The organism is Paenibacillus sp. FSL R5-0912 (assembly GCF_000758605.1).
Classification (GTDB): domain Bacteria; phylum Bacillota; class Bacilli; order Paenibacillales; family Paenibacillaceae; genus Paenibacillus_AQ.
In genome coordinates, this window is the sequence record NZ_CP009282.1 from 4361112 (window position 1) to 4383638 (window position 22527).

At 52.4% G+C, this 22527-nt stretch carries 19 protein-coding genes; 4 read left to right on the forward strand and 15 right to left on the reverse strand.

The genetic code is table 11. From position 1 onward, the window contains the following. Positions 1–23 precede the first annotated feature (23 nt). Positions 24–2135: a DNA mismatch repair endonuclease MutL gene (gene mutL / locus R50912_RS18355; RefSeq protein ID WP_042236923.1), complete on the reverse strand. Its 2112-nt coding sequence runs from the start codon at positions 2133–2135 to the stop codon at positions 24–26. 111 nt (positions 2136–2246) lie between these two features. Beyond that, complete coding sequence (gene mutS / locus R50912_RS18360; protein WP_042236925.1) at positions 2247–4988, reverse strand: DNA mismatch repair protein MutS; 2742 nt, start codon at positions 4986–4988, stop codon at positions 2247–2249. 268 nt (positions 4989–5256) lie between these two features. Between mutS and R50912_RS18365 the strand changes: the two genes are divergently transcribed. Beyond that, entirely contained in the window at positions 5257–6054 is a 798-nt protein-coding gene (locus tag R50912_RS18365; protein WP_042236927.1) for a GNAT family N-acetyltransferase, read from the forward strand. Between the two features lie 151 nt (positions 6055–6205). Here R50912_RS18365 and R50912_RS18370 read toward each other — a convergent pair whose 3' ends face one another. From R50912_RS18370 to R50912_RS18400, 7 genes are all read right to left on the reverse strand, one after another. Further along, the gene (locus R50912_RS18370; protein ID WP_052416483.1) at positions 6206–7705 is read right to left on the reverse strand and encodes a putative amidoligase domain-containing protein; all 1500 of its coding nucleotides are present in this window, start codon (positions 7703–7705) and stop codon (positions 6206–6208) included. Between the two features lie 230 nt (positions 7706–7935). Next, positions 7936–8493: an outer spore coat protein CotE gene (locus R50912_RS18375; RefSeq protein WP_042236929.1), complete on the reverse strand. Its 558-nt coding sequence runs from the start codon at positions 8491–8493 to the stop codon at positions 7936–7938. A 244-nt stretch (positions 8494–8737) separates the two neighbouring features. Beyond that, positions 8738–9760 (reverse strand): HD-GYP domain-containing protein, encoded by a 1023-nt coding sequence (locus R50912_RS18380; protein WP_042242696.1) that lies wholly within the window; start codon positions 9758–9760, stop codon positions 8738–8740. A 215-nt stretch (positions 9761–9975) separates the two neighbouring features. Then, positions 9976–10965, reverse strand: coding sequence for an aromatic acid exporter family protein (locus R50912_RS18385; protein WP_042236930.1), 990 nt, complete (start codon positions 10963–10965; stop codon positions 9976–9978). Positions 10966–11059: 94 nt separating this feature from the next. Continuing rightward, positions 11060–11812 carry an ABC transporter permease gene (locus R50912_RS18390; protein ID WP_231637906.1) on the reverse strand — a complete coding sequence of 251 codons (753 nt, stop codon included), beginning with the start codon at positions 11810–11812 and terminating at the stop codon, positions 11060–11062. Between the two features lie 80 nt (positions 11813–11892). Further along, positions 11893–12672 (reverse strand): ABC transporter ATP-binding protein, encoded by a 780-nt coding sequence (locus R50912_RS18395; RefSeq protein WP_042236932.1) that lies wholly within the window; start codon positions 12670–12672, stop codon positions 11893–11895. Between the two features lie 150 nt (positions 12673–12822). Beyond that, the gene (locus R50912_RS18400; RefSeq protein WP_442950489.1) at positions 12823–13833 is read right to left on the reverse strand and encodes an ABC transporter substrate-binding protein; all 1011 of its coding nucleotides are present in this window, start codon (positions 13831–13833) and stop codon (positions 12823–12825) included. Between the two features lie 381 nt (positions 13834–14214). On the opposite strand from R50912_RS18400, the gene R50912_RS18405 reads away from it, so the two are divergent. After that, on the forward strand, positions 14215–15960 hold the full coding sequence (locus R50912_RS18405; protein WP_042236936.1) for an alpha-amylase family glycosyl hydrolase: 1746 nt from the start codon (positions 14215–14217) through the stop codon (positions 15958–15960). Here the strand turns inward: R50912_RS18405 and R50912_RS18410 are convergent. Then, entirely contained in the window at positions 15947–16615 is a 669-nt protein-coding gene (locus R50912_RS18410) for a hypothetical protein (protein WP_156123186.1), read from the reverse strand. The two genes, R50912_RS18405 and R50912_RS18410, sit on opposite strands and share 14 nt — an antisense overlap. Before the next feature lie 181 nt (positions 16616–16796). Here R50912_RS18410 and R50912_RS18415 point away from each other — a divergent pair, with 181 nt between their 5' ends. Beyond that, positions 16797–17036, forward strand: a complete 240-nt coding sequence (locus R50912_RS18415) for a hypothetical protein (protein ID WP_039310083.1) — start codon at positions 16797–16799, stop codon at positions 17034–17036. A gap of 132 nt (positions 17037–17168) precedes the next feature. Here R50912_RS18415 and R50912_RS35630 read toward each other — a convergent pair whose 3' ends face one another. Then, positions 17169–17306, reverse strand: coding sequence for a hypothetical protein (locus tag R50912_RS35630; RefSeq protein WP_197072941.1), 138 nt, complete (start codon positions 17304–17306; stop codon positions 17169–17171). 329 nt (positions 17307–17635) lie between these two features. Between R50912_RS35630 and R50912_RS18420 the strand changes: the two genes are divergently transcribed. Further along, complete coding sequence (locus tag R50912_RS18420; protein WP_042236940.1) at positions 17636–18262, forward strand: FMN-dependent NADH-azoreductase; 627 nt, start codon at positions 17636–17638, stop codon at positions 18260–18262. A 194-nt stretch (positions 18263–18456) separates the two neighbouring features. On the opposite strand, the gene rsgA is transcribed toward R50912_RS18420, so the two are convergent. From rsgA to R50912_RS18440, 4 genes are all read right to left on the reverse strand, one after another. Beyond that, a complete protein-coding gene (gene rsgA, locus R50912_RS18425; RefSeq protein WP_042236941.1) occupies positions 18457–19548 on the reverse strand; it encodes a ribosome small subunit-dependent GTPase A in 1092 nt (363 codons plus the stop codon). 762 nt (positions 19549–20310) lie between these two features. After that, positions 20311–20982, reverse strand: coding sequence for an HAD family hydrolase (locus R50912_RS18430; protein WP_042236943.1), 672 nt, complete (start codon positions 20980–20982; stop codon positions 20311–20313). A gap of 154 nt (positions 20983–21136) precedes the next feature. Further along, the gene (locus tag R50912_RS18435; protein ID WP_042236946.1) at positions 21137–21595 is read right to left on the reverse strand and encodes a DUF3939 domain-containing protein; all 459 of its coding nucleotides are present in this window, start codon (positions 21593–21595) and stop codon (positions 21137–21139) included. A 120-nt stretch (positions 21596–21715) separates the two neighbouring features. Next, positions 21716–22312, reverse strand: coding sequence for a DUF2087 domain-containing protein (locus R50912_RS18440; protein ID WP_042236947.1), 597 nt, complete (start codon positions 22310–22312; stop codon positions 21716–21718). Positions 22313–22527 lie beyond the last annotated feature (215 nt).

Consider the following 22527-nt stretch of genomic DNA (forward strand, 5'->3'; position numbering starts at 1 on the left):
TCTTCAAATGTACAGTGCTGCCACTACATCACGCGCTTAAACAGCTTCTCCAGATCATAGGAAGAAAAGGAGACCACTATCGGCCGTCCATGCGGGCAGGTATAAGGCTGGCGGCAGGCCGCAAGCCGGGAGAGCAGCGATTCCACTTCCAGCTCTGTGAGCTTCTGATTAGCCTTAATCGAGGCTTTGCAGGAGCAGAGGATAGAGGATTTCTCGCGCAGCTTGGCGAGGTCAATCGACCGTTCGCTCAGCACCCACTCCGCCATCTCCTCGATAACCGCCTTCTCGTCACCTTCCGGGAACCAGTACGGCAAGGAACGGACCAGGAAAGTCTGTCCGCCGAAATGCTCAAGAAATACTCCCGCCTGCTGGAACCAGTGCAGCCGTTCGCTGAGCTGCCTGCTCTCCGAAGGCGTGAATTCCAGCGTAATCGGCAGCAGCAGCTCCTGCGATGCATCTTCCGGCTTGCCGAATTTCTCATAGTAGAATTCATAATTCACCCGTTCATGCGCAGCGTGCTGGTCGATCAGATACAGCCCGCTGTCATTCTGGGCGATAATATACGTTCCGTGATGCTGGCCGATATAATTCAGCTCGGGAAATTGCGGGAGTCCCGTGTCTTCGCTTCCGGCAGGAGCAATAGCAGGGGCGTATAACTCCTCTGCGGTTGGCATTTGTCCCCGGTCAGCCGCAGCTGCCTGCGGGCGGTAGCTGTCGCGCGGACGGGATGACGGCTGTGCTGCGGTCCCGTTCCGGTAAGGTGCGGGCGGAATGATACCGCCGCCGTATGCTGCAGCCGTCTCCCTGGTCTGAGACTGCGGCGGCAGAGAATTGCCGCCGCTTGGATAACGCTGCGGAGCCCCGGCAGCGGCCCCACCACCGAACAGCGGACCACTGCTGCCGGTTAGCGGGGCAGCACTGTTCCCGCCAGGGCGTGGCTGGCTGCTGCCTCCCTGCAGAGCATCAGCATCAGCAGGCATCCCTTGGATAGGACCGCGGCCAGCAGAAGCTTCCGCAGGGTTAGCTGGCTCAGCACCTTGCTGCGGAGCTCCCGGAACCGACCCTTTGGAAAAAGCGAACTGCTCCTGAATGAAGGAGCTGCTATTTTTGCCCCCGATAATTTCCTTGTTTGGACGCGGTATCAGACTCTGTCCCATGAGCAGGCTGCGGATCTGCTGCTCCACGAATGCGTACAGCTCGGTCTCCTTGCTGAAACGAACCTCCAGCTTAGCCGGATGCACGTTGACATCGACCAGTGACGGATGCATGTCGAGCTGCAGCACCAGCAGCGGATAACGGTTAATCGGCAGCAGCGTATGATACGCTCGCATGATCGAGGCATTCAGTCCGTTGCTGCGGATATAGCGTCCGCCGACAATTGTCGTAACGGCATTACGGTTCGAACGCGTCCATTCCGGACGGCTGATATAACCGGAGATCTTATAATCCGGATCCTCGGCTGCGACCGGCAGCATCGCCTTGGCAGCGGAGGTGCCATACACGGCGGCAATAACCTGCAGCAGATCGCCGTTGCCCAGCGTATGCAGCAGCTGATTGCCGTTATGCTGCAAGGTGAATGAGATATCCGGATGGGCCAGCGCCATGCGGTACATCGCATCCGAAATATGGCCCAGCTCCGTCTGGATGCTCTTCATATACTTCAGCCGTGCCGGGGTATTATAGAACAATTCCCGTACGGTGAGATCACTTCCCCGGCCGGAAGGCGCATCCTCACTCAGGATCAGCTTCCCGCCCTCAATCTCCAGCAGCCGTCCCTTCCCGTCATCACCGCTGGCAGTCAGCAGGGTCAGCTTCGATACCGCCGCGATACTCGGCAGTGCTTCCCCCCGGAACCCGAGGCTGGTGATCAGGAACAGATCACGGCCGTTGGCGATTTTGCTCGTTGCATGGCGGTAAAAGGCCGTCTCGCAATCCTCCGGCTCTATGCCGGAGCCATTATCCTTGACGCGGATGCTCTGCAGTCCACCCTCTTCCACAGAGACCTCGATACGTGTGCTTCCCGCATCAATCGCGTTCTCCACAAGCTCTTTCACTACAGATGCAGGACGCTCCACTACCTCTCCGGCCGCAATCTGGTTGGCAATATGCTCGTCCAGCACATGAATCTTAGCCATATTCGTTCACCCCGCAATTAATAAATAATGTAGCTGCAAACTCATAGTGTTATCTGAATGGAGCCCGCTAAAATCATAATTAGCCCGCTCGCTTGTATACACTTCTCAGGTTTATAGCTCTCTAGCCTTCATCTTCAGCTCATTCAGCAAGCCCATCGCCTGCAGCGGCGTCATATTCATCAGATCAGCGCCTTGCACAGCTGAGATCAGCTCTTTCAAGAGCGGATTTTCTTTGGCTGCCGGTGCTGCGACCCCGCCTTTGCGGTTCTTGCGCGGCTCGTCCTCACCAAAAATCGAAAGCTGCACAACCTCATTGTCCTCTTCCTCCGCAGGGGAAGCAAGTGAAACAGCGGCTTCCAGCTGAGCCGCAGCCATGGAAGCCACAGCCTGCTTCTCCTGAATCACAGATCCGGGACGGTCATTATAGCCCGTACCGTAGTTCAGCGGCACGCTGCCCGGCGGAGACGCCTGTTCGATGCTCTGAAGCAAGCCGTACGCTCGGTCGATAATGCCTTCCGGCAGTCCCGCCAGTCTCGCACAGTAAATTCCGTAGCTGCTGTCCGCCGCTCCCGGCACAAGCTTGCGCAGGAAGTTGACCTTGTCCCCGCTCTCCTGCACCGCCATGGAATAGTTGCGGAGTCCGTTTAGACTCTGCTCCAGATGAGCCAGCTCATGGAAATGCGTCGATACCAGCGCCTTACAGGCGATAGTATCATGCACATATTCAATCACCGCCTGGGCGATCGCCATACCTTCACTGGTTGAGGTACCCCGGCCCAGCTCGTCAATGATGATCAGGCTGCGGGCCGTAGCTTTTTCGGTCATGACCTGAATATCAGCCATCTCAACCATGAAGGTACTCTGGCCGCCGATCAGGTCATCCGCTGCTCCGATCCGCGTGAAGATGCGGTCAATCAGCGGAACCTCGGCACTGGATGCCGGCACGAAGCAGCCGATCTGGGCCATGATGCAGATGAGCGCAACCTGGCGCATGTACGTGCTTTTGCCTGCCATATTCGGTCCGGTAATCAGCAGGATATTGCCCTCATCCTTGCTGAGTGTGCTGCCGTTCGCAATAAAAGCGGAATCCTTCAGCACTGCCTCAACCACCGGATGGCGCCCGCCTTCGAGCCGCAGGTCATAGCTGTCGGACAGCTTCGGCTTCACGAAACGGTGCTCGGCACTAACCGCCGCGAGACATTGATACACATCAATCTCGGCCACCTTCTCGGCAAGCGCCTGCAGCCGGGGAACCTGGGCGCTAATCCGCTCGCGCAGCTCGGTAAACAGGCTGTACTCCAGGTCTGTCATTTTGTCCTGGGCCTCCAGGATCAGTGCTTCCTTCTCCTTCAGCTCCGGGGTAACATAACGCTCGGCATTGGCCAGCGTCTGTTTCCGTTCATATCTGCCTTCCGGAAGTGCAGACAGATTGGAGCGGGTAATTTCAATATAATAACCGAAGATTTTGTTATAGCCGATCTTCAGGGATTTGATGCCTGTCGCCTGGCGTTCCTTCGCTTCAAGCTCCGCAATCCAGCGTTTGCCGCTGCTGCTGGCTTCACGAAGCTCGTCCAGCCGCTCATGATATCCGCCGCGGATAATTCCGCCGTCACGTACAGATACCGGAGCATCCTCAACGATGGCCCGCTCGATATCCTCCCGGAGCTCTGCGCACTCATCCATGGATGTGCCGATCTCCCGCAGGGTGGCCGAACCGGATGTCAGGCACATCTCCTTCAGCGCCGGAATCTGCGCCAGCGACAGCTTCAAGGCATTCATGTCCCGGCCGTTGGCACTGCCGAAGGCAATGCGTCCGACGAGCCGCTCCAGATCATAGATTTCTTTCAGTGCTCCGCGCAAATCCACGCGGACAATAAACTGGTTATACAGATAGTCAACAGCTTCTAGGCGGCGTTCAATCGGTGCGCGCTGCAGCAGCGGCTTGTCGATCCGGCGGCGCAGCAGACGCCCGCCCATCGAGGTTTCGGTGCGGTCGAGGAGCCAGAGCAGCGAGCCTTTTTTGGAGCGCTCCCTTACGGTTTCGGTCAGCTCCAGATTGCGCCGGGTGAACGGATCAAGAATCATATAATTTCCGGGCTCGTAGGGAGAAATCTGGGTGAGCTGCCCAAGTGACCGGCGCTGGGTCTCGCTGAAATAAGAGATCAGCAGTGCCAGACAGCGGCCGCGTTCCTTCTCCAGGCGTACCCAAGCCGCTTCGCCGAACTGGCGGCGGGCAAGTCCTTCCTCCTGCTTGTCCCACGGTGTATAAACTACCGGCTTAGCCAGCAGGGAGGCTTCACTGCGCAGCAGCTCCAGGAGCGCCGCGTCCCCGATAATCTCTGCCGGCTCATAGATGCCGATCTCATCCCGCAGCCATTCGGTGCTGGAGAGTACAGAGGTGACATACAGCTCACCTGTTGTTAAATCGCAGGCTGCCAGTGCCGTCATGCCATCTTCCTCAGTCACACAGACGAGGTAATTGTTGCTTTTGTCCGTTATAATTTTGCCATCCATCACGGTGCCCGGTGTAACTACACGGACGATATCGCGGCGGACCATTCCTTTGGTCACCGCAGGATCATCCAGTTGCTCGCAGATAGCGACCTTGTAGCCTTTCTCAATCAGCCGCTGTATGTACCCCTCAGCAGCATGATGCGGCACTCCGCACATTGGAATCTTTTCGCCGACCCCGCCATCACGGCCTGTTAATGTAATCTCAAGCTCTTTCGAGGCAAGCAAGGCATCCTCAAAGAACATTTCATAGAAATCGCCCAGACGAAAGAAAAGGAAAGCGTCTTTGGCCCCTTCCTTCACTTTTAAATACTGCTGAATCATCGGCGTATAGTTTGCCATCGTCTACCTCCATGCCTACTTCATACTGTTCTCTATTATAGCAGAAACTTCGCTCTCAAAGTTACCCGCAGCCTCTCACGGTCTCCTGCTAAAACCTGGTGCGAACCTATTCTCACGATTGGCAGAAGATGATTTCACGGTAGGCATGGCTTTCCCTTACGCACGCTGTAGGTGTTTTGAACGAAATTATATTTTCAAGAAACCCTATCCTATAATATTATCTATAGTATTAACAGTACACTCTATCTGCTAAAAGGAGGAAGTATTCGTGATACGGAAGCTAAATGAAGCCGACCGCGATCCGCTGATGGCACTGCTTCTCAAAGAACCGGCCTTAAATTTGTTTATGATTGGCGACTTGGAGAATTTCGGGGTTGAACAAGACTTTATGGAATTATGGGGCGAGATGGATGAACCGGATAGCCGGATCAAAGCGGTTATGATGCGTTATTACGGAAGTTATTTGTGTTATGCGGATGGTTCTTTTGACGTGGAGGGTTTCGCGGAGGTGCTAAAAAAAGGCGGGAAGGCGGAAATGCTCTCCGGCTCTTCTGAAGTGGTGAATCAGTTCTGCGAGGTGTTGAGCTTCCGCACAGAGAAGCAGATGTACTTTGCCGAGCTTAAAGAAATGAATGAGCAGCTCCATAAGGCGGCTTGCGCCCCGGGAGAATTTCAACGTGCGACGGTTCTGGATGTAGAAGATATTTGTACCCTTACGGACCGGATTGATGAATTCTCAGACAACTCGGCGGATTCGCGGCAAACCCTGAGTAAAACACTGGAGAGTAAGACCGGACGCACCTATTTCACCAAAAAAGACGGCCGGCTTGTAGTGACAGCATCAACCGCAGCAGAAAACTCCATGTCGGCTATGGTTGTTGCTGTAGCTTCGCATCCTGATTACAGAGGACAAGGTTTGGCTACGCGCCTGGTTGCCCGCTTATGCACCGATATCCTGGAGGAAAGCAAATCGCTGTGCCTCTTCTACAACAACCCGCAAGCCGGACTTATCTATAAGAAGCTCGGATTCCGCGATATCGGCAACTGGTCGATGCTGTACATATAAGCAGATCAAAGAAGGTTGGAGAACACATATAGCGTTCAGAATACCAACCCCTTTATGCATCTCTCAAAAAGACAGCCGCCGTGTTCACGGATTCCCGCACCCTGTGGTACGGAGGAATCGTGACCGGCGGCTGTCTGCCATTTTGCATGCCCTATTGAACCGATTCTCCGGGCCTCGAAGGAGGCGTCCCGGAGACTGACGGGGCGCTGCCGCACCACAAGCCGCGGATATCACGCGACTCGTCCCAGGTCTGCTGCGCGGCTATGGAGCGCAGCAACGGCTCTATGTAGCTGGCGGCGGCTGCGTAGCCGCCCAGTGCGCGAAGCTGCGCCTCCAGGGGAGGCCAGGCTTCGCGGAGCGGTTGCTTGTCGCCGCTGTAGAAGGCGGCATGCAGCTTCTCCCGGTCGAGCGGGTGCAGCGGCAGCTCTTCATAATGGCTCACGATCAGGTGAGCCAGGCAGACCGCGCCTTTGGCGATGACCGGGGACACCAGGAAGCTCGGCAGCGTCCGGTATTCGAAGCCGCCATGCGGCTGCCGCCGGAAATCGCCGAGCACGCCATAGCGGGGACGCCGGGCCGCAGCCCGGACGTCCTCGAGCAGCAGCATGGGCAGCGCGAGATAGTTGTCGAGCGCGCGCAGCAGCGGCGCGCACAGCGTCACGCCGCTGAAGTGCAGGTGGCCGCCGAGGGCCCAGCCCCGCAGCGGCATGCCTCCCGCCCGCCAGCGGAGCGAGCGGTCTGTAATGAGCCGGTCCGCCTCGCGCGCGGCGGACATCAGCTGCGCCAGCAGCGCGCGCGGTTCCCCGCGCGGCGCAGGGCGCAGCTCCGCCACCGGGAACACGCCGCGCGTTCCCGGGGGTCCGGCGTCGCAGCCCGCGGCGCCGTCCATGGGCAGGTACCGCGACGCCGGCACGACGCGGCCCGTGGATTCCCGGAGCAGAATGAACTCCGGGTCCATACCCATAAGCAGCCCGGCACGGCCTGGCTGCTCAAGGGCAAGGGAGCGGGCCAGCTCCCGCGAGGCTGTCCGGTACGGCTCAGGCAGCGGCTTGCCGGGAACCGGCATCAACGGAGTGATGCCCGTCACCACATAACGCCGCCCGCCCATGGCCCGCAGCTCCACCTCGCCGCTGTCCAGCCCCAGGCTGTACAGCGCCCGGACCGCCGTTACACGGATAGCTCCTGCTACCCCGCGCATCTCACCTACGCCACCCGCTCCGCGATAACTGTTCCCGCTATCACTTCTAGCATCCGTTTCCTCATAGCTGTTCTCGTCATGCCCTTCAATTTCCGCTCCGCCATTCCCGTATCCGCCACCGCCTGCTCCATTAACCCTGTTCCCGCTCGCGCCAGCACCCGCTCCGCCATAATCGCCCTCTCCTCTCACCGGCCCCAAATAGACAGCATTCATAGCCGCTCCTGCACCCAGAGGCTGGCACTCCAGCACAGCCAGATTGAAAATAACCACCCGGTAGTGCTGCCTGTAACTAGCGGGGTCTTGTCCATGGGAATATGTATGACTCTCACTTGCTTCCTTCCGCCGTGCAGGTCTGCCGATAGCCCCCGGGTCCGCTTCAATCCCGCAGCGCCGGAGTCTGCGCATAATCTGCTCCGGTGCCAGCTGAAGGAATAAGTTAAGCCCTTCGTTCATCCTTATGCCACCGCCCATCAGAAATTCTTCATGCAGCGCCTACAGCTGCACCATCCTAATGACCGGATAGCTCGCCCTTCAGCAGTACGCAGATGAAGCTTTTGGTGCTGAAACCTAACCCCAAAATATTTTAAAAAAAAGAGGGCATTCGCCCTCTACGCCGCTGCCCTCTCATCATATAATGGATCATAACCCACACAGTAACAGAAAGGCAGCGGCGTATTCCTTCCTTACAGCTCATCATCCAGGGCGTCAGGGTCCAGATCATCGTAATCAAAAGTCTCGCCGTCAAAATCATAATCCTTGTCTTCCAGATCATCACTCTGATCGCTGACATACACGCGGACCTTGGTCTCAGCCACCAGCTCCGCCTCGAACTCCCGTTCCACCCGGAGCGTCACACTGCCGCCGCCCGGCGATACCCCGGCTTCCACACAATTGGGTTCCTGCGTTGCCTCCGCAGAGACCTGTGCCGTGGAAGCACGGTGTCTCGGGTCCAGATACGACAAGGGAATAAGCTCCACATAGGAGACCGTTTCCTTGGCAACCTCGGTCTGCTTGTTTTTGTCGTACGAGTACCAGATGTTCACATCATAAGTACCGATTACTTCGATTCCGTTCCCGGCGGCAACCGCTTCGTACTGGTGGTTAATAATCCAAGCCCCCAGAATACTAGTCGGATGATGTGGCGGAGTCACGGTATGGGTTGCGGTAGAGAACTTACGACCTTTGCCGCAAATTGCCTTCGTAATGATCTCCCTTGTTTGACGTTTATGGCTTAATGACATCTTTGAACCTCCTCCATACAATCATTCACTATCAAGTGTATGCACGTTCTGGGCATTTGTTGATTGTTAGAGTAGAAATAAATTTGGGTAAGCCCTCGTGAGAGTCTAATTAAGCCTCCTGCTTCATTTTATTGCTGAATTTAGCCAGTTATGAGTCCCGCCTCCGAAAAAACAAAAGGCAGCCCTTCCCCAAAATATGGGGAACCGCTACCTTTTTTTCGTATTACGATATTGCACCCTGTGCTTATTGCGGAATTACACGCACAATACCCAATTGCCTGTGACGGCTCAGATCAATGAAATCGTCATCGATATTCACCAGGGGACGCAACGGATCATGGGCCAGAATCATTATGATTTTGCCAATCCGTCCGTCTGTGAGCAGTACCTCATTGCCGATCATCGATTGCATCAGCTTGTTGATGAACACGCTGCAGATATAAGGGTCCAGCTTGCCGTAGACATTATCATCCATCTGCCTGAGCACCTCATACAAAGGGGCGGCCGTGCGGTAGAAGCGGTCTGAGGTCATCGCATGAAAAATATCCGCCACCGCAACAATTTTGCTGAAATCGGTAATTCGGTGCCCCAGCACACCGAAGGGGTAGCCGCTGCCGTCCATCCGTTCATGATGCTGCAGCGCAACAAGCGCCTGCATGTGAGTGGTGCCCACGGTATCCCGGATCATTTCATATCCAAAGGTGGTATGCTTCTTCATTAGCGCATGTTCTTCCACACTCAGCGGGCCGGGTTTGGTGAGAATTTCAGCCGGAATCATAATTTTGCCGATATCATGAAGAGTCGCTGCGATGGTCAGCATGCTTAGCTCTTCCGGCTTCAGCTTCAGCCATTTGCCAAGCAGTGTGGAGATAATACCAACCGCAACATTATGCCTGTATGTATAATCATCCTTAGACTGCAGTGCAGCCAATATTCCATAGAAATCGTTCTTCTCACTTACCTGCTGGATAAAAGGAATGACTTCATTTCGGATCTCAATCATCGGCAGCCTTTTGGTCTTGGTATAGCGGAGCTGATCAAAAATGCTCTCCATCGCTGCTGTGCAGTCATCCACAGCCAGCTGATAGAATGCCGCGTTGTCCACCTGAAACACATCATGCGGCTCTAAGAGGATCTTGTGCTGGGAGATCAGCCGGATATGCTCCCCGCTTAATAAGGTCATCGCCGGCAGAACAAACACACCGCTATGATTAAAAAGATTGGCTGCAAGCTGTTTGCCGATATATTGTTCATTGCTGTTGTTCATGTTCCTCACCTGCCAGTGCAGCCGTCCACCGGAGTGAACCGCTGCTGTAATTGGAAGCTTCGCGGCCTCATGTACAATCTTATCCTGAAATGTGTTTATCTGTCCCGCACAGAAAATGAACATAGCTATAGAGATAAGCTCACTTTAAGTGCTTATATATCTTATCGTTAATTCACACCGTAATGTTAATACCTGAGACATATTTACCTTCCTGCTCAAGCTTTTCCCTTTGCGGGCAGCTTGTCCTTCACCGGCCTCGGATCGACCGGACTTTTATAGCGTTTGGCAATTTTGAGATAGAGCGCAAGCTCGCGGCATAACTGCAGAATAGCGGAGCGGATCTCAAAGACCTCACGGGAATCCGGGAGCTCCATCTGCTGAAATTCCTGCTGCAGATCATCCAGCAACTTCTCGGTCCGGCCGGTATATTCCTCGGCCAGCACATCGCCGCTAAGCTGATCGAACAGCTCCGCAACCATATCACCATGCGGCAGCTGGCGGTATACCTGAGAGAGAAGCTGCATCATATTCTGGATCGATTCCAGCTGCTCCTTGCGCATGTAGAAGTACACATTCCAGGCTTCATCCGGATGGATCACATGATTCTCCATCTCCCTCGAAGCCGCGGTCAGACCCTTCTGCACCGCTTCACCGGCTCCGATCAGTTCCTTCCCGTCCCACACATACGCGGGATCACGCAGGGTTCTGGCAATCTGCCGGAAAATAACCGAGAAATAGCTGTCCACCTCTTTGCGGATCCCGGCAATCATGCCTCCGGTCTGCGGCATATAGATGAAGTTGACGAGTCCGGCCGAACCCAGGCCGATAATCAGCAGCTCAATCTGCTGCAGCAGGATGTGAACGGTAATGTCAGCTTGTCCAAAAACACGGAACACAATAACGGAGCTGGTGACAATCCCCTCTTTGAAGCCGGATTTGACGATAAGCGGGAAGCCGAACAGTACATATAGTCCGAGAACCCAATAATGAAAGCCCAGGGTAAAAAAGAGAATACAACCCAAAAAGAGTCCCACCAGCGAGGCAAAGAAGCGTGCCGTGATCGTGCGGAGACTCCTTTTGCGCGTCGTTTCTACCCCGAGAATAGCCAGCAGTCCCGCGCTTTGCGCATTGGGAATACCTGCGGCGGCTGCCAGCAGAATGGACAGCAGAGTTGCAGCCGCCGTTTTGATAATACGAAATCCCATGTTAATACCTCTCCTACAAAGTTCAGCTTCAATATTCAGGTAAAGATATAGTCATGGTACAAGATTTTGCCGGGAGACACAATATTACATTATTCTACCTCCGCGACAATAACAGCTTCTCTACATACACAACAAGCTGATACATGGCTGTAGCCACCGCCGCGATGATAAGCAGACTGGACATGACTAGAGTGAAATTGAACACTTGAAAGCCATAGATAATCAGATAACCCAGCCCCGATTTGGCCACCAGAAATTCCCCAACAATGACTCCGACCCAGGACATCCCGACATTCACCTTCAGCGTGGAGACCACTGCGGGGAAGGACGCCGGAAGAATCACCTTGTTGAATTCCTGTACTCTGGAAGCGCCGAATGACCGGACAACCTTAACCAGATTCGGGTCCACACTGCAAAAGCTGTTGTACACCACCAGAGTGGTAATAATCACCGTAATGGATAACGTGGTGACCACAATCGCAGTGAAACCGGCGCCGAACATAACAATGAAGATCGGACCCAGCGCAACCTTCGGCATACTGTTGAAGACGACCATATAAGGATCAAGTACGGCAGACAGAAAAGGCGACCACCAGATGATCACAGCCAGCAGCGTCCCTAGCAGGGTTCCGAGAATAAATCCGACTACGGTCTCTCCTACAGTCATCCCCAGATGAGGCCAAAGACTGCCGCTGACCATGTCATCCCAAATTTGCCGGAACACTTTCGTCGGGTAGCTGAAGAGCAGTTCATCGATCCAGCCCAGCCTGGCCCCCGCTTCCCAGAGCACAAAGAACAGGATCAGGATACTGCCTCTTACGATCAGAACCTGAGTCTTGCGGCGCAGCTTCTTCTTCCTGTAGTCCGCATGCTTTTGTTCCAGCCAAAGTGCACGGGAGGCCGCCACTTCTGCGGGCAATTCGCTCTTCACACGCCTTCCCTCCCTGCCAGCTCCATTTCCTTCCACACTTCATGAAAAAGCTCCGCGAATCCGGGCAAGTCCCGCGCATACAGCGGCGGGGTACTGCGGATGGCTTCCGGAACCTGAAAAATCCTGCGGATCTTTCCCGGATTCCGCTGGAGCAGAATGACCCGGCTGCTGACGGCGATCGCCTCAGACAGGTCGTGAGTAACCAGAATGGCCGTTGTTCCCCGGCGCATTAGCGTCTCCGAGACCAGATCCTCCAGCTGCAGCTTAATCTGGTAATCCAGCGCGGAGAACGGTTCATCCAGCAGCAGCAGGCCGGGATCTGTCGCCAGCGTCCGCACCAGAGCGACGCGTTGGCGCATTCCGCCCGAGAGCTGAGCCGGAAAGGCAAGCTCCTTGCCCGCTAGCCCCATATCGGCCAGCAGCTGCAGGGTTTTGCTGCGCGACTCTTCATCCAGCCTTCCGGTCAGCTCCAGACCAAGCAGTGCATTATCCTGAATGCTCCTCCAGGGAAACAGATAATCCTGCTGCAGCATATAGCCTACTTCAGGAGACGGCCCATCCGCTGAGCGTCCGCTGAGCAAAACTTCGCCACGCGAGGGCCGCAGCAGCCCGGCAATGATCGACAGCAGCGTCGTCTTGCCGCAACCGCTGGGCCCGACGAGGCTGACGAACTCACCCTGGCCCACGCTGAGATTGAAATCCTCGATCGCAAGCGAAGCCTCGCGGTCTCCCAGATAGGCGTGCGTGATTTCCTTCAACTCCACTACTGGAAGCATATCAGCCCTCCTAAAAGTTTTGCGTAAAAATCACATCCTCGATTCTTCTTTGCAGCAAAACTCGCTTCGGAAGCATCAACTTAGTTTGTGAGCATTACTTCTCACGATTTTGCTTCGAACAAACTAGCTCCGGAAGCATCACAACCCTACTTAATGCTGCTCTTTCGCTTTTTCAGCAAAAGTGTTATCCACAATCTTGCTCGAAGGGACACGTTCCTTCAGCTCACCGGCGTTATCGATCACATCAAGCAGATTGTTCCATTCTTTATCATCAATAACCGGGTTTACCGCATAGGTGTCCTGTTCTTTATAGCGGCTGATGGCAGAGACGACAATATTCCGGTCCGTTTTATCAAAATAAGGCATAACCGCATCAGCGATTTCTTCCGCGCTATGATCCTTCACCCACAATTGTGCACGCTGGATGGCATTGGTGAATTTCTGCACCGTGTCTTTGTTTTTGCTGATGTAGCTCTCCTTGGACATGAACACGGTATACGGGAGATAACCGCTCTCTACACCGAATGAAGCGACAACCTGGCCCCTTCCTTCACTCTCGAAGATCGATGCCTGCGGTTCAAACAGCTGTACATAATCCCCTGTCCCGGAAGCAAAGGCGCCGGCAATATTGGCAAAATCAATATTCTGAATCAGTGTCAGATCCCTGGTGGTATCAATCCCCTTGTTCAGGAGGGTAAATGCGCCGGCCATTTGCGGCATGCCGCCTTGCCGTTGACCCAGGAAGGTTGACCCTTTAACTTTGTCCCATGTGAAAGTACTGTCCGGTGTACGTGCGAATAGGAATGTTCCATCCCGCTGCGTGAGCTGGGCAAAATTGATCACAGGGTCATCCGCTCCCTGCTGATACACATAAATCGAAGTTTCCGAACCGACCAGCGCTACATCTATAGCTCCGGAGAGCAGCGCCGTCATCGTTTTATCCCCGCCCGGTATGGTCTGCAGCTCCACATCCAGCCCTTCATCCTTGAAGAAATTCTGGGACAACGCCACATACTCCGGCGCGTAGAACACGGAGCGGGTAACCTCACCGATCTTCACCTTCACTACAGCCGAATCACCGCCACACCCGGCGAGTACTGCAAAACACATGACAATCATCATGAGCGGCAATGACAGTTTTTTCTTGAGATTCATCTTCATTCTCCTTTCTTCCCGGGTCTTTCGCCCTTGCTCTATGCATATGCGGTTGCCCGCCGAAAGGTTAAAGACCTGTATTGCTATCGTTTGCACAAAAAAACTGCATTCTATAAAGCGATTTGTATATATTTTCGGTCGATTTTCCGGATAGGCATTAATATAATGGTCATATCAGGTAATAAAACAGACTAAATCAAAGCATTAAAGCGATAACTCCAGATTAACTTGGTCAAAACCGATCCTATGACAGTATATATCAATATTCAGGTTGTGCAAACGTTTTACCAATAGTAGGGTTTCCAATAAGATGTAACAATAAAGCGCTTACGAAGTTACATATAATGAAGCGAAATATCCCGAATGCCTGAAAGGAGTTTTAATTCTATGTCTCGTTCTTCATCAGTTATGCCAACAACCCGTTTGGTGCATGCCTTAGCAATCACTGGCCTGGCTGCGGTGCTGCTGGCCGGTTGCAGCAGTACTGCGCGCACAGGCGGAAATCAAGCTGCCGGTGTCTCATCCGCACAACCTTCCTCCCCCGTTCACAGTACAGAACCGGAATCAGGGACAGGAATACAGAACAACGGCGCTGGGCAACCTGCCGCTAATCCGAATGCAGCTGTAGACGAGCAGCCTTCCACCGTATTTTATGAAATCTTCGTCCGCTCCTTCTACGATTCTGACGGGGATGGTATCGGTGATCTGCAGGGGATCACGGAGAAACTGGATTATTTAAATGACGGCGACCCGGGGACCCATGAGGATCTGGGTGTAGGAGGAATATGGCTGATGCCGGTTAACCCCTCGCCCAGCTATCACGGTTATGATGTAACCGATTACCGGAGTATTAATCCGGACTATGGAACGCTCGAAGATATGCAGACACTGATCAAGGAGGCACATAAACGGGGCATCAAGGTAATTATGGATCTGGTGGTGAACCATACGTCCAAGGCTCATCCCTGGTTTGTGGATTCAGCCAGGAATCTAGGCAGCCAATACCGCAGCTGGTATATCTGGGCAGAAGATCAGAACCGCCCGGTCAGTGGAACCAGTGCTGCCGGCAGCGGCAGTCCGTGGCATGCTCTGCGGGGAAGCCATTATATGGGGACTTTCTGGGAGGGAATGCCGGATCTCAACTTCGATAATCCTGAGGTCCGCCGAGAAATGAAGAGCATCGGTACCTACTGGCTGGAACAAGGCGTCGACGGGTTCCGTCTGGATGCTGCAAAGCATATTTATGAGGATCTTCTTTCGGACAAAAGCACTGCGACAACAGCCAAGAATGTAGCCTGGTGGCAGGAATTCCGCACAGCCATGAACGGGGTGAATCCGCAGGCTTATATCGTAGGTGAGGTCTGGGAGAATTCCGCTGTGTCCGTAGGGGCCTATCTAGATCAGGCCTTCAATTCCGGATTTAACTTCGGGCTTGCTGAAACGCTGGTCCATTCGGCTCAAACGGAGAAAGACAGCGGAGCCGCGTTCACCCTGGAACGGACCTACAAGCTGTATTCGCAACTCTCAGGCGGTGCTTTCACAGATGCGATTTTCCTGACCAATCATGATCAGAACAGGGTCATGAGCCAGCTTGAGAATCAGCCAGATCATGCCGCAATGGCGGCAGCCATGCTGCTGACCCTGCCGGGTAATCCATTTATCTATTATGGGGAAGAGATCGGACTGCTGGGTGTGAAGCCGGATGAAGGCATCCGCGAGCCCATGAAATGGACGCCGGACGGACTGGATACAGGTCAGACTTCGTGGGAGCCGGGCAGCAATAACGCTGCGAATCCCGGGGCCGATGTAGAGAGCCAGCAAAAGCGCATGGGTTCACTTTTGGTGCGCTATCGCGAGCTTATTCAGCTGCGGGAAGAGGTGCCGGCCCTGCGAGACGGGGACATACGTGATTACCCTTCCGGGAACGGGGGAATAATGGCTTATGAACGGATAACCGCCAGGCAGCAGGTCCTTGTTATTCATAACTTAACGGGATCGGCACAGACGATGCAGCTTCATAGCGGAACTGGAGGCATTATATACGCTGGTATCCTCCGGACAGTTGGCGGCAAGGCTGCACTCGGCAGCGGCGGACTCACACTTCCTGCTTACACAACAGTTATTCTGGAGTAAAAATCGGAGTAGAATGCATGACCCACTCATAAAAGGCGCAGCACAGCTCCGCCTTCGTGAGCGGAGCGGCGATCAGATAGTCCCGCGTGGGCTCGGAGCTCATCCGAAGGAGCCAGCCGCCAGCAGCGTTCTCAAAATATGAAGCCTGCTGAAGGCTCCAGCCGCTGCCAGTTCGGGAGCATAACCGCAGTTCTCCGGTCATTTCCGGGCCTAACATAACCTTGGCCAGTTCAGTTGAACTGGCCAAATCACCTGTCTCCTCCCCCAGGTACTCAGCCAGCATACACAAACTGCAGGACCCTGCTTGTTGTTTAATCTCCTCATACCTGCTTCTGGACAGGAAGAGTGCAGGAACAGACACCATGCGGGTCTCTGCATATTCAAAGCAGTTAAAAAGATAATAACAGGCGCGCTTCATCTCACTTGGCTCCTTCAATTCATAACCGAAGGGGTCTTCTTCCAGTATACCGGTAACAACTATTTTATCTTTATGTATTTGCATGCATACATCCTGCGAAGTTTCGCCTTCCAAATACTTCACCCTGCAAATCCCTACTGCGCCAGAGACTGTCTGCAGGATATCCGCCACCACTTTCCGCTCTGTTTCACCGGGGAACAGAAACTGTGCTAAACAGATTACATCTTGAGTTTTCACATCCATATATCCTTCCCTATTCCCATAAATCTGAAATTTATTGTCAATGAGTGGCTTTCAAATAACGGTAAAACTATAAAACTTGCAATCTTTATGTTATCATAAGCTAATTTTAAGGTAAAATTAAGAAATGCAGGGTAAGATCAATACCATGAAATACTTTTAGCGAGGTGATTTCAAAATGAGAATGCTCATCACATTTCAGAACAAGCTTGTACCAGTATATTTCACAACAGAAAACAAACAGCCTACCCAAAAAGTACTTCGACTGCTTAACAGCACACTGGAGCTCAAAATTCAAAAGGGGAAAAACGCCCTGCAGAAATGTTTGAATTCTCTGATCAGTATCGAAATTAAAGGCTCAGAAGCTATATTGCACAGTTATAGTGAAAATGATTCACTGGCTTTATCCCTCTATTAATAGAGGGATATTTTTTTGCCTGAATATGTACTTGATGCAGATCCGGTGAAAACCATACAAAAAAGCACACGCCTGCATCCAGGAATGTGCCCTCTCTATATAATGCTCTGTATGATCAGTGAATGCTCTGCCTCAGCCAATCCTGAGTTTCCGTTTCTCTTCATTCTCAGCCTTTTGAATCCGCAGCTTGAACAACTTCACCAGGTTGCGCCGGGTATGCTCTTCGTGACAGTTGTCCAATTTCTTAATAATAAACCGGTCAATGGACATGTCAATCGCTCCTTTGGAATGGGATCGGAATCCTGTTGTAGAGAGAGGAAATCATTTCCTTGTCTCCTTGTAACACCTATATAACCGGGTCCCGGATGGCTTAAACCAGCCAATATCGCTGCTGCAAACAGCTGCGAAATTAGTCTTACTACATATTGACGGTTCTTCTGTGAATGGATTCCTGGATCAGGAGATATGGTATCTGTGCAAAAAAAAGCCTGTTTGTGTCGGCAAAATAAAAATATTATCCGACGGATATTTACAAACAATTTATTAAATGCTATATTATCTATAGTTAATATTAAATATATATTTAAGGAGAAATCATAATGTCTAATGTCCTGTTTATCAAAGCAAATAACCGCCCAGCCGAGCAATCTGTAAGTGTTCAGCTCTATAATGAGTTCCTGGCGAGCTACAAAGAATCCCATCCGCAGGATGAAGTTACTGAATTGGATTTGTTCGCTGAACAACTTCCATACTACGATAATACGCTGATTACAGGCGTATACAAAGCAGCACAAGGCTTCGAAGCAACTCCTGAAGAAGCTGCCGGCGCCGCTCTAGTTAAGAAATATCTGGACCAGTTCCTGGCCGCTGATAAAGTGGTATTCGCCTTCCCGCTCTGGAACATGACTGTTCCGGCTGTACTGCACACTTACATCGATTACCTGAACCAGGCCGGCACCACCTTCAAATATACTGCTGAAGGTCCTGTAGGATTGCTGACAGGCAAAAAAGCAGCTGTACTGAACGCCAGAGGCGGCGTGTACTCCGAAGGCCCGGCAGCAAGTGCTGAAATGGCTGTTAACTTCATCATGGGTAACCTGAACTTCTGGGGCTTCAAGGAAACTACACAAGTTATCGTTGAAGGACACAACCAGAACCCGCAGAAATCCGCTGAAATTATCGCTACCGGTCTGCAATTGGCAAAAACTGCAGCTGTATCGTTCTAATCCGCCAGCGCTAAAAGTCCGGTTTCACCTTTAGAACCCCGCACTTTTATCAGGCATCTGCCATAACATCAACCGGACTTTTATTTATATATAGATCCGTCGGTGCATCCTCCGGGACACCCGCCGGACCCTACAGGAAGAGGCCCTGCAGCTGTTACGTCAGCTGCAGGGCCTCTTTTGTGCTCCGGAAAGGCTTAATACTCTTCCAATACCCGCTGCCAGCTGCTGCCTTTGGCACGCGGAGGTGTACTTTTGGAGGAGGCAGCTACGGTTTTGCGCTTCTGCTTCACTTCCTTGCTGTTCTGGAACTGCAGTTCCTTCTGCGTCTTGCGGTAATTGAGCAGCCGTTTCTCATCCAGTGCACCGCTTGCTACTGCCTCAAGCACCGCGCAGCCTTCCTCCCGAATATGGCGGCAGTCACTGAAGCGGCAGTCTGCCGCGAGCGAGCTGATGTCACCGAAGGCCAGATCCAGGCCTCCCTCATCTTCCCACAGCTGCAGCTCACGCATCCCCGGCGTATCCACAATGATGCCGCCATCCGGCAGGACAAACAGCTCACGGTGTGTGGTCGTATGCCGCCCGCGGCTGTCCCCTTCACGGATATCCTGGGTAAGCTGCAGATTCTGTCCGCTGAGCCAGTTGACCATCGTTGATTTGCCGCAGCCGGAGGAACCGGTCAGGGCTACGGTCTGACCGCGGCCGATATAAGGCAGCAGTTCCTCCCGCCCATCGCCGAGCAGTGCGCTGACCGCATGTACAGCTACCCCGGGAGCCGCCCGCTGCATCTCGGCAATTTTATCCGCCGCGTCCGAACAGAGATCTGCCTTGGTCAGCAGAATCACCGGATTTGCCCCGCTGTTCCAGGCCATAATCAGATAACGCTCCATCCGCCGTACATTGAAATCATCGTTCAAGGCGCTGACCAGGAACAGGGTATCGACGTTGGAGGCAACGATTTGTTCCTCTTGCGTCACCCCTGCCACCTTGCGCGAAATTACGCTGCGGCGGGGCAGGATGCCATGAATCACAGCATGCTCCCCGCCGTCCTGCATGGCCAGAACCACCCAATCACCAACCGCCGGATAATCACCGGACCCGGTCAAGGTATGTCTGAGCTTGCCGGATAACTCTCCCCAGATCTCTCCTGTGCTTGCGATAACCCGGTACTTGCTGCCGAAATCACCGACAATACGGCCCGGCTCAAGTATCCTGGCCTCGAGCTGCTGCAGCTTCTCTGTCCACTTATTTTTCCATTCATCGTTCCAGCCATACTGTTCTATATTCATACAAATCCTCCTGGTTATTGCTTCGTATTAAGCTTTAAATATTTCCTTTTTTGAGATTTAGGATCAGCCGCCACTGCGGTGGATATTTGGGCTTTCGGCCGCTGTTAGGTTTGGATTTCATGATTTATCACCGAGTTCACGGTGGAAATCCAAACCTAAAGGCGAACGCTACCGCTCCTCCAGCCCAAAATCCCCCTCCGCCACTCCTTCTCTTTTCTCAAATATTCAATTCTAAACCAATAGCTTCACTAGCCTGCTTAATCATTCAAGTGTATTTCCGGGAATCAGTAACCCATCCAATCCTTTTAGCACAGCACATCATTTACTGCGTGCAGCATATAATGGCTGCTGTTTCAACAAAAAAACCGCCGGAACCCAAAGGTTCCGGCGGCGGAATCGAACAAAAAGCTGAAGTACTCCCCACGTAAGGAGAGCTGACTCAGATTTCTGGGCGTGCCACAGACCAGGATATATTCAAGCGCATGAATATACACCTGGCAATGCACGCAAAAAAGCCGCCGGAACCGATACGGTTCCCGGCGGCTCTAAAAGGCATCTTAGAGCTTACCCGCTAAGCTGGGAATCTTATTCCACAGCCGCTGTTCCCGGAAGACACGTATCCACAACAGTTGCAACTGATCCTGATAACACGGTATAAACTGTCATTTGACATCGTCTCCTTCCGAACTAATATGCTGTTATGATAAACGCGCTGCCAGCTGTTTGTCAACAGGCTCTCTTGAATTTTTTAACAAATTCGAATTAAATAATGCCTTCAAGCTCATTCAGCTCATGAATAGTGGCCACCGGCTGCACGTTCAGCGACTCATCCCAGGCATGGTTACGCTTCAGCCAGATGGTATCCATTCCGGCCCGGACTGCCCCCCAGATATCATTCACCGGATGGTCCCCTATGAACAGGGTCCGGTCTGCCGTTGAACCTAGACGTTCCAAGGCCAGCCGGTAAATCTGAGGGTCCGGTTTGCTGATTCCGACTTCTCCAGAAATAACGATGGTACGGAAATAGCGGCGCAGACCGAGCAGATCGATTTTGCTATATTGAATATCCCTGCTGCCATTCGTTACCAGTCCCAGCGGATAGCCGCGGCCTTGGCAATATTCCAGTGTCGCCACCGCATGCTTCATGATTGCCCCGTGGTGAATATATGTTTCGTCGTAGTATTTCCGGATGTCCTCTGCCGACCGCACAGTCTGCCAAGGGAGAACTTCGCTTAGTTCTGCAAAAAAGCCATCCTTATCACGGTAACCGTCAGCATCTCTGATAATCATATCTTCAACCACCTGCGCGGCCTCTTCCCCTTCCAGATGCCCGAGGAAATCCTGTACAAATTTCATACTGAAGCTGCGGAAGGTCTGATCACGGTCCATCAGCGTATTGTCGAGGTCAAACAGTAAAGCTTGTACTTCCTTCATTCTTTCGTTCCCCTTATTTCATCAATTTCTATGATCCAACATCAGAAATTCATTGTACTATGCACCGGGGAACAAAGAAAAGACCATTCTGTTAAGAAGAACAACCGCTTCTTCCACAGGATGGCCTCTATTTTCAGATTCAGGTCCGGAACGCCTAAGATTCAAAATGCTCTGCGCGATGCGTAAGCATCATTTCCTCTTCCGTAATGTAAAGCGGGAATGGCGGCGTTTCCTTGAGATAACGTTCCGTGGAGAGCAGCCGGTAATGAACTTCTGGCAGCCAGGCATCTTCTAGCAGCGGGAGCTTGCCCGTATCACTGATATAGTTGTCTACAGCCGACTGCACCATATCGAGATAATACGGTACCAGCTTGTCAGCTTCCTCAAAGATTTCAAAGGTTTCGCGGGACATATAGAACTTCTGTTGCGGGACCCCGCCCAAATATCGTTTAAGCCGATTAAGATCAATACTTTTATCGTCCATAATCAGAGCAGTGCGGTTAATCGGCGCAGGCATATCTTCTTCAAATTGCCTAACAGCCTGCTTGACTTGCGGCAAGGTAACGGTGAGATGAACAGACGGCATATTTTTTTTGGCGCGTTTGAATATCATACTGAAAGTCTCCTTTCGAAGTTTATGTCAGATAACGCTTACAATTCCATTTTATTCGTTATTCAAACATTTAATCAGCAGATTCGAACTTGTCACACAAAATCCCCATTTATTAGATCATTATTTGACATTTTCCCAGTGAGTCCACAACTCGGGCGGATTCAGCTCATACTTCTCGTTCTCCCGGTACATGAATTGATGCATAATGAACTCCCGGCGGATCGTCGCATAATCCTCGTGAAACGGCTTAATGAATTCATTGATCTCTTTTTCGGAATAGACTACACCCGGCTCCAGCTTCTCCACCATATACTGTAGGGCGATCAGCTTCTTCTTATACTGTGCGGGAATCTGCCGCAGGCGTCCGTCCTTCGCAAAAAAATTACGCAGCACCGATTCCTTCAGACTGCTCTCCGGCGACGCTTCCTCCATCTCTTCCACCCCCTTGGCAAAAATAAATTTCAGCGAGGCCTCTGAGCCTGCCTGAATAAACTCAGGATTCAGCTTGAAATATACCGTATTCTTATCTCTTCTCTCCAAGATCAGCGCAGCTTCGCGCAGTTTGGCGGCATGATGGGTTACGGTGGGCTGTGACAGGTTCAGCTTCTCGGCCAGCGCATGTCCGTGAACCTCGCCTTTGGACAAAAGCAGCAGAATCCGCAGCCGGGTCGGATCGGATAACGCTTTATGGTAAGCAACAATTTTATCTAACTGCATCGGAACACGCTCCTATAGACATTTGAACATTCATAAACCCTATTTTATAAAAATAAATACTGTTATCTGCTGCATTGTGTTTAGATATATATCTAATTATATACCTTTTTCAATGATTGAGCAATGCTTTTGTTACTGGAAACACCGGGGAATGGCATAAATCTAAAATATAAGGTACCATTTACTGAAAAGAATACTTACCCGAAAGGATGCAG

Bases quoted from the DNA above. Each gene is read 5' to 3' on its own strand.
- R50912_RS18385 (WP_042236930.1), bottom strand. From the start codon at position 10,965: ATGGGATTTCGTATTATCAAAACGGCGGCTGCAACTCTGCTGTCCATT.
- R50912_RS18420 (WP_042236940.1), top strand. From the start codon at position 17,636: ATGTCTAATGTCCTGTTTATCAAAGCAAATAACCGCCCAGCCGAGCAA.
- R50912_RS18380 (WP_042242696.1), bottom strand. From the start codon at position 9,760: ATGAACAACAGCAATGAACAATATATCGGCAAACAGCTTGCAGCCAAT.
- R50912_RS18400 (WP_442950489.1), bottom strand. From the start codon at position 13,833: ATGAAGATGAATCTCAAGAAAAAACTGTCATTGCCGCTCATGATGATT.
- mutS (WP_042236925.1), bottom strand. From the start codon at position 4,988: ATGGCAAACTATACGCCGATGATTCAGCAGTATTTAAAAGTGAAGGAA.
- mutL (WP_042236923.1), bottom strand. From the start codon at position 2,135: ATGGCTAAGATTCATGTGCTGGACGAGCATATTGCCAACCAGATTGCG.
- R50912_RS18395 (WP_042236932.1), bottom strand. From the start codon at position 12,672: ATGCTTCCAGTAGTGGAGTTGAAGGAAATCACGCACGCCTATCTGGGA.
- rsgA (WP_042236941.1), bottom strand. From the start codon at position 19,548: ATGAATATAGAACAGTATGGCTGGAACGATGAATGGAAAAATAAGTGG.
- R50912_RS35630 (WP_197072941.1), bottom strand. From the start codon at position 17,306: ATGTCCATTGACCGGTTTATTATTAAGAAATTGGACAACTGTCACGAA.
- R50912_RS18370 (WP_052416483.1), bottom strand. From the start codon at position 7,705: ATGAACGAAGGGCTTAACTTATTCCTTCAGCTGGCACCGGAGCAGATT.
- R50912_RS18375 (WP_042236929.1), bottom strand. From the start codon at position 8,493: ATGTCATTAAGCCATAAACGTCAAACAAGGGAGATCATTACGAAGGCA.
- R50912_RS18405 (WP_042236936.1), top strand. From the start codon at position 14,215: ATGTCTCGTTCTTCATCAGTTATGCCAACAACCCGTTTGGTGCATGCC.
- R50912_RS18440 (WP_042236947.1), bottom strand. From the start codon at position 22,312: ATGCAGTTAGATAAAATTGTTGCTTACCATAAAGCGTTATCCGATCCG.
- R50912_RS18430 (WP_042236943.1), bottom strand. From the start codon at position 20,982: ATGAAGGAAGTACAAGCTTTACTGTTTGACCTCGACAATACGCTGATG.
- R50912_RS18435 (WP_042236946.1), bottom strand. From the start codon at position 21,595: ATGATATTCAAACGCGCCAAAAAAAATATGCCGTCTGTTCATCTCACC.
- R50912_RS18415 (WP_039310083.1), top strand. From the start codon at position 16,797: ATGAGAATGCTCATCACATTTCAGAACAAGCTTGTACCAGTATATTTC.